At 57.7% G+C, this 15,972-nt stretch carries 11 protein-coding genes; 6 read left to right on the top strand and 5 right to left on the bottom strand.

Annotated features, from left to right (window positions below):
• Positions 1-58 precede the first annotated feature (58 nt).
• A complete protein-coding gene (locus GZH91_RS15550) occupies positions 59-685 on the bottom strand; it encodes a c-type cytochrome (RefSeq protein ID WP_147072879.1) in 627 nt (208 codons plus the stop codon).
• Positions 686-773: 88 nt separating this feature from the next.
• On the opposite strand from GZH91_RS15550, the gene yihA reads away from it, so the two are divergent.
• The 6 genes from yihA (at position 774) to pepA (ending at position 6,542) form a co-directional block, all read left to right on the top strand.
• Complete coding sequence (gene yihA / locus GZH91_RS15545; protein WP_147072881.1) at positions 774-1,409, top strand: ribosome biogenesis GTP-binding protein YihA/YsxC; 636 nt, start codon at positions 774-776, stop codon at positions 1,407-1,409.
• A 189-nt stretch (positions 1,410-1,598) separates the two neighbouring features.
• Positions 1,599-2,579, top strand: coding sequence for a porphobilinogen synthase (gene hemB, locus GZH91_RS15540; protein ID WP_174861844.1), 981 nt, complete (start codon positions 1,599-1,601; stop codon positions 2,577-2,579).
• A 165-nt stretch (positions 2,580-2,744) separates the two neighbouring features.
• Entirely contained in the window at positions 2,745-3,521 is a 777-nt protein-coding gene (locus GZH91_RS15535; protein WP_223264550.1) for an N-acyl amino acid synthase FeeM domain-containing protein, read from the top strand.
• A 50-nt stretch (positions 3,522-3,571) separates the two neighbouring features.
• Positions 3,572-4,429, top strand: coding sequence for a ThiF family adenylyltransferase (locus GZH91_RS15530; RefSeq protein WP_147072883.1), 858 nt, complete (start codon positions 3,572-3,574; stop codon positions 4,427-4,429).
• A 1-nt stretch (position 4,430) separates the two neighbouring features.
• Positions 4,431-5,513, top strand: a complete 1,083-nt coding sequence (locus tag GZH91_RS15525; protein WP_147072885.1) for a nitroreductase family protein — start codon at positions 4,431-4,433, stop codon at positions 5,511-5,513.
• Positions 5,514-5,747: 234 nt separating this feature from the next.
• Positions 5,748-6,542, top strand: coding sequence for a flocculation-associated PEP-CTERM protein PepA (gene pepA, locus GZH91_RS15520; protein ID WP_147072887.1), 795 nt, complete (start codon positions 5,748-5,750; stop codon positions 6,540-6,542).
• Between the two features lie 112 nt (positions 6,543-6,654).
• Here the strand turns inward: pepA and prsT (GZH91_RS15515) are convergent, their stop codons facing one another.
• The 4 genes from prsT (GZH91_RS15515) to prsK all read right to left on the bottom strand — a co-directional run bounded on the left by prsT (GZH91_RS15515) (position 6,655) and on the right by prsK (position 15,965).
• Positions 6,655-9,441, bottom strand: a complete 2,787-nt coding sequence (gene prsT, locus GZH91_RS15515; protein WP_147072889.1) for an XrtA/PEP-CTERM system TPR-repeat protein PrsT — start codon at positions 9,439-9,441, stop codon at positions 6,655-6,657.
• Positions 9,442-9,476: 35 nt separating this feature from the next.
• Positions 9,477-12,260: an XrtA/PEP-CTERM system TPR-repeat protein PrsT gene (prsT, locus tag GZH91_RS15510; RefSeq protein WP_161984297.1), complete on the bottom strand. Its 2,784-nt coding sequence runs from the start codon at positions 12,258-12,260 to the stop codon at positions 9,477-9,479.
• A 247-nt stretch (positions 12,261-12,507) separates the two neighbouring features.
• Complete coding sequence (prsR, locus tag GZH91_RS15505; RefSeq protein WP_147072893.1) at positions 12,508-13,860, bottom strand: PEP-CTERM-box response regulator transcription factor; 1,353 nt, start codon at positions 13,858-13,860, stop codon at positions 12,508-12,510.
• Positions 13,857-15,965 (bottom strand): XrtA/PEP-CTERM system histidine kinase PrsK, encoded by a 2,109-nt coding sequence (gene prsK / locus GZH91_RS15500; RefSeq protein ID WP_147072895.1) that lies wholly within the window; start codon positions 15,963-15,965, stop codon positions 13,857-13,859. Before prsK ends, prsR begins: the two co-directional genes overlap by 4 nt.
• Positions 15,966-15,972: the final 7 nt, after the last annotated feature.

The raw sequence follows: 15,972 nt of genomic DNA, 5'->3' as shown, positions 1-15,972 counted from the left end.
ACTCGCGCCACCCCCTATTGATTGCTTATATGCCGGCAGGTTCCGGCAGGCAGTTCAATTAATGCAGGCCGGAGATGTATTCGGCAACCGCTTTCATTTCCTGGTCAGTCAATTTGGCGGCGATGATGCGCATCATTTTGCCGCCGTCGTTGGCGCGTTCGCCGGTGCGGAAGTTGTTCAGCTGAGACAGGATGTATTCACTGTGCTGGCTGGCCAGACGCGGAAATTGAACTGGAATGCCGGCCCCGGTGGGGCCGTGACATGCAGCACAGGCGGGTACGCCGCTACTGGCGTTGCCGCCCTTGAAGATTTTTTCGCCTTCCAGCGCCAGCGCCTTGTTTTTTGCGCTGCCCGGTTTGGGCGTCTGTGCAGCAAAATATGCGCCCAGGTTTTTCATGTCGTCCGGGGTCAGGTTGTTAGAGCTGACTATGCCTTGCATGATCGCGTTCTTGCGCTCGCCAGACTTAAAGTTCATCAGTTGCTTGGTGATATACTCGGCGTGTTGGCCAGCCAGACTCGGGTTGGCCGGCGCCATGCTGTTGCCGTCTGCACCGTGGCAGGCTGCGCAAACCGATGTCACCAGCTGTTGAGCTTTGGCTGGGTCACCTTTGGATGTGACTTCAGCCTGAGCCGGGGAGAACGCAGTGAATGCGGCAAGCGCCGCAAGCGCCATGGTGTATTTCATTGTGAGTTCCTCTTACCGTTACATTCTAAAAAGCTAATATTTTAGCTGCGTTTTGGTTTCGACGCCAGTTCCCCCAGGATTTCTTTACATGAACCTATTTCAGCAAGCAGTGTTTTACACCACGGTTAATCACTTGCGCGACCTGCCCGCAGAAAGCGCAGTCGAGGTGGCTTTTGCCGGGCGCTCCAATGCCGGTAAATCAAGCGCAATCAATACCCTGGCCAACCGTACCCGGCTGGCGTTTGTCAGCAAAACACCAGGGCGCACCCAGCACATCAATTATTTCAGCCTGGGGCACAACCGCTTTCTGGTGGATCTGCCCGGCTACGGCTATGCCAAAGTGCCGGGTGCCATCAAGGATCACTGGCGCGAGTTGCTGGCGCAGTATCTGGCGCAGCGTGCGCAGCTTGCCGGCCTGATCCTGATTATGGATTCACGGCATCCGATGACCGAGCTGGACCGGCAGATGCTGGAATGGTTTCTGCCCACCGGCAAGCCGGTGCACTGCTTGCTGACCAAAAGTGACAAGCTGAATCGCAGCGATTCCATTGCCGCTTTGCGATTCGTGCAAAAGGAACTTGCGACCTTGTCGCCGCTCTACACAGCGCAGTTATTTTCCAGTCCCAAGCGTTTGGGGATGGATGAAGTGGGTGAGGTGTTTGCGCGCTGGCTCGGCATCAGCGCAAATGACGGGCATAAAAAAGCCCCGGTTAAAGGGGAGTAAAACCGGGGCCGAAAATGCCTCAACTGGTGTCGAGGCGCCCGCTCAGGGAGGAGAAGCGGGAGACGGCAGCGAGCCGTCTGCATGATAAGATAAGCCTTCGTTAAAGAAGTTCAAATTTTTTTTAAATTCTTTGTCAACTAATTGATTAATATGGTAATTAACATAGGCGGCAACTACCCCAGGACGCGGATGCGGCGCATGCGCCGGGACGATTTTTCACGTCGGCTGATGCGCGAAAACCAGCTATCCGTGGATGACCTGATCTATCCGGTTTTCGTGCTGGATGGCGCGGGCCGAACTGAAATAATCAGTTCGATGCCGGGAGTGGGCCGGGTTTCTCTGGATCGGCTGCTGGAGGTGGCTGCGCACTGTGTCGCCCTGGGTATCCCGGCGCTGGCGCTATTCCCGGTAATCGATCCGGGATTGAAAACGCCGGGTGCGGAAGAGGCGTTTAACCCCGACGGCCTGGTGCCGCGCACTGTGCGTGCACTCAAGCAACAATTTCCCGGACTGGGCGTCATCACCGACGTCGCGCTCGATCCCTACACCAGCCATGGCCAGGACGGCCTGATCGACACACAGGGTTATGTGATGAATGATGCGACCATCGCCGTGCTGGTGCAGCAAGCCCTGGCTCACGCCGAAGCCGGAGCCGATGTGGTGGCACCATCCGACATGATGGATGGCCGGGTGGGCGCCATCCGTAATGCTCTCGATGCTGCGGGGTACATCCACACGCGTATTCTGGCGTATGCTGCCAAGTATGCTTCCAGCTTTTATGGGCCATTCCGTGATGCGGTGGGGTCCACCGCCAATCTGGGTGCGGGCAGCAAGGAAACTTACCAGATGGATCCCGCCAACAGCGACGAGGCACTGCGTGAAGTGGCGCTGGACATTGCGGAAGGGGCGGACATGGTCATGGTAAAACCGGGTATGCCCTATCTGGACATCGTGCGCCGGGTAAAGGATACCTGCGGTGTGCCGACCTATGCTTATCAGGTGAGCGGCGAATACGCCATGCTCAAGGCAGCCGCCGCCAATGGCTGGCTGGATGAAAAAAAATGTGTACTGGAATCTCTGCTATCCTTCAAGCGTGCCGGGGCGGACGGCATCCTCACCTACTTTGCCATGGATGCAGCAGCGTGGTTAAGGCAGGCCCAATCCAAATAGAAGGAAGCATGGCGTCAGACGCGGGTTGGGTCGCCAGCATGCGCTGCTAACTTTTTGTTCCATTGCCGGTTTTTCGCTAAACAATCTACATTTTTATCCGTTAAGCTCAATAGGCATTGGTAATTTGTGTTTCGTCAATCGGCAGTTGGTACCACGGATGGTGGAATGATGGCTATTCAACGCAGAAAACCGGCAGATGAGTGGTCCAGGACCATCGTGGAGTTTCAGTCTCCCCACAAACTCAGAGAGTTGTGCATCCCGCAAAGCGGTGACCGGGTCGGTGCCCAAAATATCCCGGTTGACCAGCAGAAATTCAAGATTAGACTGGCAGCCAACGAGGACAGGGTGCAGTCAGCCAGCCTGCTGATTCAAAAAATGTATTCCTGGCGCGGTTATCAGGCCGGCGAGATGGGCCAGGACCCGAATCGCATCACGCTGCTTGCATTCGATATTGACAAGATCGTCGGAACGCTCACCCTGGGCCTGGATTCCCAGGTTGGCTTGCTGGTGGATGAGCTGTACAAGCCGGAAGTGGATGGTCTGCGTGCCCAGGGGCGGCGTGTATGCGAGATCATCAAGCTTGCCCTGGATGAAGGACTGGGTTCCAAGCCCGTTCTCGCTGCGCTGTTTCATATCTCTTTCATCTATGGCCACAATATCCACCAGGGAACTGATTTTGTGATCGAAGTGAATCCCCGCCATGTGGGATTTTACCGGCGCATGCTGGGTTTTGAACTGTTAGGCGGGGAGCGCATGTGCAATCGCGTCAATGCGCCGGCAGTGCTGCTGCGACTGGATTTGTCCTATGCCAGGCAGCAGATCGAAAAGCTGGGGGGGGTGGCGCACAAGCCGCCCGGCGAAAAATCCTTGTACCCGTATGGATTTTCAAAGCTGGATGAAGAGGGAATCACCCAGCGCCTGTTGCACGGAACCGATAGCTGACACCCGGGCGGGCGCACTCTATACTGTCCCGTTATGCAACGGTTCTGGCTATGTCCGGCTTCTCCTATCAAACTGCATTTTCACGCAATATCGGCTGGGTTACCCCTGATGAACAGCAGCGCTTGCGGCACAAGCGGGTAGCCATCGCCGGTATGGGTGGCGTCGGCGGTTTCCATCTGTTGACCCTCGCCCGGCTAGGCGTCGGAAAATTCAATATCGCCGACCTCGACACGTTCGAGCTTGCCAACTTCAATCGCCAGGCCGGCGCCGGCATGAGCAGCCTGGAACGTCCCAAAGTTGAAGTCCTGGCCGCAATGGCGCGGGACATCAACCCCGAATCCGACCTGGCCATTTACCCGCAAGGCGTGAACGAGGACAATCTCCAGGCCTTCTTCCGGGACGTGGATCTCTATATCGATGGCCTCGACTTCTTCGCCTTTGACGCGCGCGAGCGGGTTTTCGCGCATTGTGCCCAACACGGCATCCCTGCGGTTACCGTCGCCCCCCTCGGCATGAGCGCCGCACTGCTCAATTTCCTGCCCGGCGGCATGAGCTTCGAAGACTACTTCCAGCTGGACGGTCGATCCGAACTGGAAAAAGCCGTGCGCTTTCTGGTCGGCCTTGCCCCCGCCCTGTTGCACCGCCATTACCTGGCGGACAAGACCCGCGTCAATCTCAAGGAACGTCGCGGCCCCTCCACCATCATGGCCTGCCAGCTCTGTGCCGGCGTGGCTGCCAGCGAAGCTCTCAAGATATTGCTCGACCGCGGCAAGGTCTGGGCGGCTCCCCACGGCATCCAGTTCGATGGCTACCGCAACAAGCTGGCGCATACCTGGCGGCCGGGCGGCAACCGCCACCCTTTTAACCGGCTGGCCATTGCCATCGCCCGTCATCAACTGGGAATCTAGGATGAATGCCATTGCGCAACACCTTGAACGCATCCTGGATCTGGCACGCTGGGCACCCAGCGGCGACAACACTCAGCCGTGGCGTTTCGAGATTCTCGGCGACGAACACATTCTGGTACACGGTCTCGATACCCGCGACCATGTGGTTTATGACCTGGATGGTCACGCCAGCCAGCTGGCCATCGGTGCGCTGCTGGAAACCATGGCCATCGCCGCCAGCGCCACGGGGCGCTCAGCCACCATCCAGCGCCGGCCCGACACGCCGGAAACCCACTTGTTGTTCGATGTGCGCTTCCGGCCAGAAGCGGGCATGACGCCCGATCCCTTGCTGCCCTGCATTGAAACGCGCGTGGTCCAGCGCCGCCCCATGTCCACCCGGCCCCTGAGCGGCGAGCAAAAACAGGCCCTCGCCGGTTCCTTGCCTGAAGGCTATTCCGTGATCTGGTATGAAGGTTTTGCCCAGCGTTGGCGCCTGGCCAGGCTCATGTTCGACAACGCCAAGGTGCGCCTCACCATCCCCGAAGCCTACGCAGTCCACAAGTCCGTCATCGAATGGGGAGCCCAATTCAGCACCGACAAGATTCCCGGCCAGGCCGTCGGGGTTGACCCGCTGACAGCACACTTCATGCGCTGGGTCATGGCCAGTTGGACGCGTGTCGGGTTTTTTAACACTTATCTATTCGGGCATCTGCCGCCCCGGCTTCAGCTGGACCTGCTTCCCGGTCTGCGCTGTGGTGCCCACTTCGCTCTAATCGCTCCCGCGCCACTCCTCTCCGTGGACGACTACATCGCCGCCGGCCGGGCCATGCAACGCTTTTGGCTAACTGCTACCCGCCTCGGCTGGCTGATCCAGCCGGAGATGACGCCGGTGATCTTTACTCGCTACCACCGTCAGGGTTTGATCTTTACCGAGACACAAACCGCACTGGGGGAGGTGGGGTGGTTGAATGAACGCTTGGATCGGTTGCTCGGGACAGGGAGGATTGAGCGGGTATTCTTCATGGGACGGATAGGCGCGGGGCCCAGACCTTGGGCGAGGTCGACGCGCAAAAAAACGGACGACCTGATATTGAACAGTGGCTGAATCTTGCGCAGATCATGCCTGTCGATAATTTTTACATAAACTTTTTTGTTTCATTTAAAAAGCGGAAATTTACGCCAAGAATATTTATAACTATATGTATTGTATATTGTATCTGCATTTGTTGTTTTGATGGCATGAGTCGTGCTTTATGCTGACTAAGTTTGATGCGAGAGAAAAAATGCTCTGAAAGTCGTGTCTGACCAAAATTTTCCCATTCGCTTACGGAGATTTATCATGAAAACAATCAAAAGCACTCTTGCAGCTCTGGCAGCCGTATCTGGCCTGGCTGTTGCAGGTAACGCAAATGCAACGCTGACCAACTGGTATCTGGACACCGATGGTGCCGGTGGCCATGCGCCTACCCTTGTCAAGGACTGGGTCGATCTGACTGGCTCCGCGTACGTTCATAACACCTTCACTGGTGGCACTGCATTCTCTTTCAATGAAGTTGGCAGCTTTACGGCGTTTTCGACTGATGGTGGATCAAATGTAGGTGGTGTAGATCTCAGTCCTGTCTTGACTGCCAATTTTGTTGGCTCGGGTACCGGAAATACGGGGGGGCAATTGACCTTTGCCCCTGGCGGTACACTGGATGTTTTTTCGGGTGCAACCAACATCGCGGCGTTTAACCTGCAAACTGGTAGCGCCAACCTGAATGCAAACAGTACGCTGCCGAATGGTACGGTATCGCTAATTTTCAAAGCAAGCAACATTTTACCCGGCTACTTCTTTGACAGTGGCATGACCGACTTGTCCACTCTTTTATCCGCCCCGGGTGGCTTTGTCCTCGGTTTTGCGACTACCAACGCGCTTCCTCTTTCCGGAACGGTCCCCGCTAAATACGTGACCGCATATAACAACGCATTCACCCCCAGTGTGGGGCCTACAGTCACCGCGAACAGTACCACCGACCTCTATTTTTCGAACAATGGTCAATACCGTTTGTCTGTTCCAGAACCTGGCTCACTGGCTTTGATCGGCTTGGGATTGGTCGGTCTGGCTGCTTCGGTTCGCCGTCGCAAAGCGTAATAGATGGGCGGACGAGTAGTTTTTTAAACGCGACTACAGCAGTAGAGGCAGGATTAAGCCCCATGGAAACATGGGGCTTTTTATTTATGGCAACAGACTGGATAAATTGTGTTCACAAACTGTTTAATAACCTGCTGGCTGCCATCGCCTCCCGGAATTTCGGATGATCTGCAAGCAGTTGTGTCAGTTCTTTGCGAGCTTGGGCTTTATCTCCAGTGTTCACTAAAGCCGTTGCGTAATGATAACGCACGTTGGGATCGTCGGGCATTTTGGCCAGGGCCTTGCGTAATAGATCCAGCCCGCGCACCGTTTGGCCTTGTGTCACAAGTATCCAGCCCAGGGTATCCTGTATGGCGGGGCTGTTTGGGGAAAGTTTGAATGCTTGCTCTGCGGTCGGCAGTGCACGGGTATCTTGTTCAAGCTGGAACAAGTTGGCAAGGTTGTTGAGAATTGAGGCGTTATTAGGAATCTGTTTTCGGATTTCCTGGTATTCAGCTATAGCGTCTTTATTTCGGCCCGTGCTCATGTAGTATTCGGCAGCGTAGGCGCGTACAGCGTTATCCCCGGGATGTTGTTTGAGCCAGTCGCGAAGACGCTGCTCCGCTACTTTGATCGTTCCCGACTCGAATTGAGTATTCAAAAGCTTGATAAACGCCGTGGATCCTGCGCCTTTTTCAAGTGCCTGCGCATAAGCTTCGATGGCTTGTGGCAGGCGCTTCTGCGCGACCAAAATGTCCGCCTCACGTTCATAACCCAAGGGCATCTCTGGGTGCCTTGCTTCGATTTGCCGGGCAATTTGCACGGCGGGTTCAAGTTTCTTTTCAGCCAGATCCAAACGCAGCAAGGTGTCCAGTATCTGTATGTTGCCCGAATCGAGTTCCAGCCCTGTCTGCAATGCGGTGCGAGCCTGGTCTGGGTTCTTGTTTGCGATTTGGGCAAGCGCCAAGTGCAAGTAGGCATCTGCGGTGGGTTGCCCTTTAGCTACCAGCTTCGTGTAAGTGCTGATTGCGCCGGCTCTGTCGTTAATGGCCAATTGTGTGGCGCCTAACAGGGTAAGCGCAGCAGGATTATCCGGGTTGATATTGACGGCATCATTTGCCAAATCCAGCGCTTTCTGGGATTCGTTTTCGGTAAGGTAAAGACGAGCGAGGGCAGTGCGTGGCGGGATGGCTTCAGGGTGTGTTTTGACTGCTTTTTCCAACCAAGTGACGTAGTCCTTTTCCTGTTTGTTGATGGAGGCCAGTTCGGCTAGGGCCATCATGGCTGGTAAGTTGTTCTTGTCTATGTTGAGGATGCTCTCGAAGCGTTTGCGTGCGGCGGCGGGGTTGTTCGCCTGCAGATCCAGCTGCGCCAGATTGGCTGCCGCGGGGAAAAAATCCGGTTTGATTGCCAGCGCCTGCTCGAAACTCTTGCGCGCATTGGCCAGATCATTTTTTCCTACATAAGCGCCCCCCCGGAAATTGTAGGTGAGAGGGTTGTCAGGTTGTTTCCTGTCCAGATCGGCGATGGCCTGCAGGGCGCGGTCAAATTGTTTGTCGCGTAGCAGCGTCAGGATCAGCAGCGTGTCTGCATTGCGCGCGCCGGTGCCGGTATCCAGCGCTGCAGCGGATTCCAGGTCGGCCAGCGCGCGCGCTGTTTCGCCGCTGGCGAGGAGGCTTATGCCCAAGCCGGTACGGATCGCAGCATTTTTTGGGTCGATCGAGGCGGCTTTCTCCAGCAGCTGATTGGCCTTGGTGTATTCCTTGGTGTGCAGATAAATATCACCCGCCAGCCCCAGTAATTGCGCGTCGTTGGACTGCTCCGGATTAAGTGGTTGCAGGGTGGCCAACGCCTGTTTGTCCTGGCCGAGCTTGGCCTGGGTGGCAGCTAACAGCTTGCGTGCATATGCGCTGCCGGGTGCTTTTTCGAGTGTTTTTCCAAGTTGGCTGGCGGCTTGCTCATACGAACCCATTGAATAATTCACAGCACCAGACAACAAAAGGCTGGGTAGGTGATCCGGTGCAATTTGAAAGACTTCTTGAAGCGAGTCACGGGCTGCAGAAAAGTCACCTTGTTTGAATGACAATAATGCGTGAGAGTAATTGGCTAGCAGCGAATGGGGCGCAAGCGAGCTGATTTTTTCAATATCTGTTTTGGCCGAATCCAACTGACCGAGGCTAATGTCAAGAGTGGCGTGCTTGTTGAGTGCTTCCAAACTGTTCGGATCGGATTTCGCTGCATTTGAATATGCAGCAAGGGCAGCTTGCGGGTTGTTATTCAGTTGTTGCCAATCGCCCATAAATATCCAGGTTCTGGCTTGCTGGTTGTTGATCTTGAGTGCGGCATCCAGCCATTCTCTGGCTTTGGTCATGTTGTGATCCGCTGCAGCGCATTGCGCCAGGCCCCAATAAGTAGGTGGGTTATTGGTATCGGTATCGAGCGATTGCTGAAACAGATTGCACGCCTCCTGCAATTTACCCGTTTTGAGTAAAGCATCGGCGCGCATTTGATAGATACGCGCCAGGTTTGGCCTGGAGGTTTGCTCGCTGGGCTGAATTTCATCCAGCACTCGTTTGTATTCGCCCATCAGCAACAAGGCCTCGCCCAGTGGGGGTTTGACGATTTCCTGATTTACACCCAGTTTTTGAGCTTTTCTGAGTTCGCTTTCAGCTTCTGCGCCCATGCCGGCTTTTAGATAAATTTGCCCGAGTAGCAGCCTGGCTTGAGGACTGTCAGGGTTTTTCTGGAGCGCGTTTTTCAATTCTATGACGCCCGCCTTGATATTGCCCTTATCCTCAAAATCCTTGGCGCGCCGGATGAGCTCCTGCTCGGTCAGGTTGGCGTTATGGTCGCAGCCTTGCAGGGAAGATGTGGCCAGTAATGCAAGGATCAAGGCGGAGCGGATTGGTTTGAGTAACATGGTTATTCCCTGAAAAGGTGCTTGAATCTCGGAGGTTAATGTCCCTTGTCCTGCAATTGCTTGAGTAGCGCACGTGCTTCAGCTTCCTGGGAAAACGCGGCACCACCAGCGAGCAGGCGCTCAAGCTCGCTGCGGGCGCGCGTGTTGTCGCCGGATTTTGTCAGTGCCTGCGCGTAGTGGTACTGGATTTCGGCGTTGTCTGGCGTCCTGGATAGCGCCTGCTGGAGCAGTTGCAGACCGCGCGAGGTCTTGCCCTGCGCGACCAGGATGCCGGCCAGCGTGTCCAGCACTGCGGGATTGTCCGGCGCCAGCCTGTAGGCTTGCTCTGCATAGGTCAGCGCGCGGGGATCGCCGGCGCGTTGCAGGCTCCATGCGTAGTTGTTGAGGATCATCATGTTGTTGGGGGATTTTTGCAGCAGCACGGCGTAGTTTTCGTTGGCCAGTGCGTAGTTGCCGCGTTGCATGGCGCTCTGTGCCAGGTAGAGACGGCTTGCGGCATCATCGGGGTGCGCCTTGAGCCAGTCAAGCAGCCCGGCATCCGCTTCGGCGGCTTTGCCGGACAGCACTCTGGCGTTATGGAGTTTAACCGCCAGCGGACCACTGTTTTGCAGGCGCCAGGCGGTTGCGTATTTTTGTAGCGCGTGAGCGGGTTGTTTTTGCATCAACAGCGTATCGCCTTCCAGGATCCAGCCGACAGGGGCTCGCGGCAGCTGCTGTTGCACTGTGTGCGCCATCTGGATGGCCTGGTCATAGTGTCCACTTTGAGTATCGAGGGCAATCAGTGTGGCCTGGGCATCAAGGAAATCGGGTTTGAGCTGGAGTGCGCGCTTAAGCGATGCCCGTGCCTTATCGGTCTGTTTGAGTGCGAGCTGTGCATTGGCGAGCCGGATCTGAACGGCGGGTGATTGCGGCGCCATTTCGGCCAGTTTCTGAAAGCTGGCGAGCGCGTTGTCTTTGTCGCCTGCCGCCAGTTGGGCGCTGCCCAGCATGTCCAGCGCGGCGGGATTGTCTGGGTTGGCGGTGCGGGCTTCTCTGGCCAGCACCAGGGCTTTGGCGAAGTCGTTTTTGCGCAGGTAGTAACCGGCCAGCAGCAGACGCGGCTGCAGCGCAGCGGGCGCAGTCTTGGCAGCCCGTTCCAGCCAGTCCAGGTAATCCTTTTCCCGGCCTGCACAGGCGGACAGTTGAGCCAGCGCCAGCATCGCCTGGGTGTTGCTGGGGTCGTGCTGGAGCAGCGTCCCGAAGCGCTGGCGTGCGGCGGCGGGGTTGTTCGCTTGCAGGTCGAGTTGGGCGAGATTGGCGGCAGCCGGAAAAAAATCCGGTTTGATTGCCAGCGCCTGCTCGAAATTCTTGCGTGCATTGGCCAGGTCTTTTTTGCCCAGATACGCGCCGCCGCGGAAATTGTAGGCGATCGGGCTGTTGGGCTGTTTTCTGTCCAGCTCGGCGATGGCCTGCAAGGCGCGGTCGTACTGCCTGTCACGCATCAGTGTCAGGATCAGCAGCGTGTCGGCCTGGTGCGCGCCGGTTCCCGTATCCAGGGTCGCGGCGGACTCGAGGTCGGCCAGCGCGCGTTCGGTGTCGCCGCTGGCGAGACGGCTCACGCCCAAACCGGTGCGGATGGCAGCACTCCTGGGGTCGATCGAGGCGGCTTTTTCCAGAAGCTGGTTGGCTTTGGTGAAATTATTGGTATGCAGGTAGAGGTCGCCGGTCAGAGCCAATAGCTGCGGGTCATTCGATTCCTCGGGCCGGAGTGGCTGCAGGGTTGCCAGTGCCTGCGCATTCTGGCCCAGTTTGGCCTGGGTGGCGGCAAGCAACTTACGTGCATAAGCGCTGGCAGGGGCTTTTTCCAGCGCTTTGCCGAGCTGGTTTGCGGCCTGTTCGTATGAGCCCTGCGCGTAGTTTAGCGCCGCAGACAACAGCAGACCTGGCGGGTACTCTGGCGCGGCTTTCAGCACCTCTTGCAGGTTGTCGCGCGCCGCGTTGAGCTTGCCGCCACGGAAGTCCGCCAGCGCCTGCATATAGCGTACGGCAAGATTGTTGGGACTGAGTGTGCGCGCCGCTTCGATTTCCTGCCGGGCTTGCGAGAATTTATTGTTTGCCAGATAAATTGAAGCAATGCTGAGATGAGCGGCGGAGTTGGCGGGATCGTTTCTGAGCACCTCGCGGTAGGCAGCGAGCGCGGCTTCGGGCTGGTTTTTCAGGCGCAGCAGGTCCGCTTTCATCAGCCAGGCGTCCCGATCTGTGGGTACCAGCTTCAAGGCATTTTCGATTTCACTGAGGGCGCTATCCAGGCCACCTTTGGCAGCAGCGAGGCGAGCCAGCCCCAAATGCGCCGATGCGGAGTTGGGTGCCGCCTTGAGGGCTTCATTGAACAGTTCGGTGGCTTTGTCCGGTTCATTCAACCCCAATTCCGCGTTGCCGCGGGCGACGAAAATCTGCGCCCGGAGTTGCCCGGAGGCGCCAGCAGGCAGGGTGATTTCCTCAATCACGCGCTGGAAAGCGCCTTGTCCCTGCAGCGCTTCGGCCAGCGCCACCACCACCTTGTCCGGGGCGTAGCCGGCAGCGCGCGCGCGGCGCAGCTCTTTTTCCGCTGCGGCGTAATTGCCGCTGCGGTTGTAGGCAATGCCTAGCAGATAGCGTGCCTCGGCGTTCTTGTCATCTTTTTGCAGGGCATTCTTGAGCTGAATGATGGCGGCTTTGGCGTCGCCCTTTGCCTGCAACTGTTTGGCTTCGGACAGGTATTTTGAGGCGGAATCGCCGCAGCCTGCTGTTGCGCATAGGGCCACCAGCAGGGCAATAGGGAGGCGAGGTATAGAGGGCACGCTGATATCTCCTGGTTTTTTGTTTTTGAATGCCGTGTGGCTACCAGTGCTGTGAGATGGGCTGCACGAATTGGCTGATTGGTGTGGGCAAAACAGCAGGCCGCTGCGCCCCGATAATGCAGCGCGGGCAAATAACAACAGCGAGGTCACCTGCAGCGCACGCATGATATCCCTTCAAAAACCCAGATTATGCTACCACGCGCCAACAAACAGCGTTATCGGCCAATCTGGATGAACGTCGGCTGATTTATTTCAGGCCACAGCGATTGATCAGGTCATACAGCGTGGGCCGGCTCACGCCCAATAGCTCAGCGGCCTGCACGATATTGCCATTGGTACGGCCCAGGGCGCGAATCACTGCACGGCGGTCGGCTTCTTCACGCACCTGGCGCAGGTTGAGGGGTTCGGATTCGGCGCTGCCGGCTTTCAAGCCCAGATCCTGGGCGGTGACCTGCGCGCCCTCGGCCATGATGACCGCGCGTTTGATGACATTCTCCATTTCGCGCACGTTACCCGGCCACGAGTGGGCTTCGATGGCTTCGATGGCGTCGGTGGTGAAACCTTTCAGGTTGCGGTTTTGCTGAGCGCAGAATTTTTCCAGGAAGGCATGGGCGAGCAGGGCGGCGTCGCCTTGACGGTCACGCAGCGGCGGGATCATCACGCTGATTTCACTCAGCCGGTAGTATAGATCCTGGCGGAAACTGCCGGCCTGGATCAGGCCTTCGAGATTCTGGTGAGTGGCGCCGATCACCCGCACATCGACTGGCACCTCGCCGCGTCCGCCCAGGCGCTCGATGACGCGCTCCTGCAAAAAGCGCAGCAGCTTGGCCTGCAGTGGCAGCGGCAGGTCACCGATTTCGTCGAGGAACAGCGTGCCCTTGCTGGCGTATTCAATTTTGCCGATAGTCTGCTTGGCAGCGCCGGTAAATGCACCTTTTTCGTAGCCGAACAGTTCCGATTCGAGCAGGGCGTCCGGAATGGCCGCGCAGTTGATGGCGACAAAACGTTCACTGGCCCGGGTGGAGAGCTGGTGCAGGGCGCGTGCCAGCAATTCCTTGCCGGTGCCGGATTCGCCCAGTAGCAGCACGGTCGCGCCGGAAGGGGCGATTTTTTCCACGGTACGGCACACGCGGACCATGTCAGGTGCGCTGGTGATAATGCCGTGCATGACTTCACTTGGCCGCTGCTGCTGGAGCGCGCGGTTCTCCTGCTCCAGGCCATGCACGCGGAACGCGCGCGCGATGATCATGTCCAGGATTTGCGGGTCGAACGGTTTCTGGTAAAAATCGTAGGCGCCCAGACTGATGGCTTTGACTGCGTTGACGCGATCCTGATTGCCCGTCACCACGATCACCTTGGTGGAGGGCGCCATGGACACGATTTGCTGCAACGTGGCGAGGCCTTCTTCGGCGCTGTCCGGGAAAGGCGGAAGGCCGAGATCAAGCAGCACCACGGATGGTTCAAAGCGACGAATCTGGTTGAGTGCGGATTCACGGTCGGCCGCCAGTTGCACGTCATAACCGTGCAGGCTCCAGCGTATCTGTTTTTGCAGCCCGGGATCGTCTTCGACCACGAGCAGGGTGGGTTTGCTATCGCTCACGCGATTTCTCCTTGCGTCAAATTGCCTGTTGTCTGCCGGCCGCTTTCCACAGGGATATGGATGCCGAAAGTAGTGCCCTGCCCTGGCGCGCTGGCCACGTCGATTCTGCCGCCCAGCTCGCGGATGTATTCGCGGCATTCGTAGGCCCCGATACCCATGCCCGAGCCTTTGGTGGAGTCGAACGGGCGGAACAGCCGCTCGCGGATGAAGGCGTCATCCATGCCGCAACCCGTATCGGTAATGTCTATCACCGCGTCGTTGCCCTGGCGCGACAGGCGCACCTCGATGTGGCCATCGTAGGGTGTGGATTCCAGCGCATTTTGCAGGATGTGGCCGAGCACGCGTTTGAGGCGTTCGCGGTCAGCACCCACTTCAATCGAAGCGGCATCCAGCTGCAGCGCGGGTTTGAGCCGGTAGACATGTTTCTCGCCGATAATCTCGGAAAGCAATCCGCCCAGCTCGATTTTCTGCTCGGCCAGCACTGCCGGCTGGCCACCCTTGAGCTGTTGCAGCAGCCGATTCATGCGCGCCACCGAGCTTTCCACGGTGCTGATCATGTCGTCCACGAACTCCGGGTTGTGCTTGTATTTCCCGGCATTGGACACCAGCAAGGATTGCTGCGCGATGAGGTTTTTCAGGTCATGCACGACAAACGCCGCCATGCGGTTGAACGATTCGAACTGGCGCGCAACGGTAAGCGCTTCCGAGGCCTCCATCTGTGCCAGGTTGGCAGCGGCCTGGCGCGCGGCGGTCTTGACCAGGTCGCTGACTTCCCAATTGAATGAAATCTTCCCCAGCGAGTGGCCGATAATCATGAAACCGATCAGCTTGTCGCGCACCAGTAGCGGCGCCACCAGCCAGGCATCGGGGATGGCGCTGATCCAGGCAGGCAGTTGCAGGTCTTCGTAGAGCTCGGGCTGGCTGCGATATTCATCCAGATTGATGACCCATTCGCGCTCGGTAAGAAATTCCGCCAGCGCGCCGTCGGCGGGTTCTTCGCCATCGGCGTGGTGCAGGTTCCAGCTGACGATGCGGGTGAAACGGTGCGGATCGCGTGCCAGCCACAATGCGCCGGACTGGCTCTCCACCAGCCCGGCGACTGCCTGGATGGCGCGCGTGCACAACTGTTCGCCGGGGTTCCCCTGCGACAGGATGCGGGTGAAATTGAGCCATTCGTCGCGATAGTCGTAGGTGTAACTGAAAAAATGCTTGCTCAAAAACACCCGCACCCGAGCCCGCAGTGTGCCGGAGAACAGAATCGACAGCAGCATCACGAACGCGCCGAACAGGAATGCCGCCTGCAGGATGCTGCCCCATTCGCCACCAAAGGCGCGGATGTAATAGCCTGCGCCCGCCATGATCAGCAGATACACGCCGGCACCGAGCAGGGCAGCGGTATGGAAGAACAGCCGGCGCGATACGGTCACGCGCAAATCCCAGTTGGGATTGCGCTTGGCGGAAATGGCGATAAGCGGTACCGCCAGGGCGTTGACAATGCCGCGCCCAGCCCATATTTCCGCATCGATATGCTGGAACAGCATGGCGTCGGAGTACAGGTAAAAATCATAGACAAACACACCGCCCAGACCAAAGCACAGGTATTTGATGCTCCAGCGATCCTCGCTGCGGGTGCTGCGGAACAGTTGCTCCACCAATGCCATGCCCAGCACCGCCAGGATAACCCGGCTCACTGCGCCGCCGGCCAGGGTATCCAGTATCGATACGCCGACGGGGCCGGGCAAAACAGTAAACATATCTGCCACGATACGTATTATCAGCAGTGCACAGTATGCCAGCATCACATATCCGGCCACGCGCAGCATGAACAGGATTTTAGGCTGCATGCCCTGGCGCTGGGCCACCAGGTCAAGCAGGAAATACAGCCAGGCAGCGTTGCGCAGCAGTTCGGCAATCGCAGTGAGCGACGAAATATGCTGGCCGTAGTGGTAGGCATCCAGCGCGGCCAGCCCTGCCCACAGCGCAGACACCAGGCTGGCAGCCACGAGCATGCCGGTGCGGCTGGGTCCGCGCCGCGACAGCAGCATTGCGCACAGTGCTGCGAAGGCAACAGTTGCGAGACTGTAGCTGATCAGGGTGGCATTCATGCTGGCA

Origin of the sequence: Sulfuriferula plumbiphila (assembly GCF_009938015.1) — a bacterium.
Classification (GTDB): Bacteria; Pseudomonadota; Gammaproteobacteria; order Burkholderiales; family Sulfuriferulaceae; genus Sulfuriferula; species Sulfuriferula plumbiphila.
This window is presented reverse-complemented; position numbering and strand designations above follow the sequence as displayed.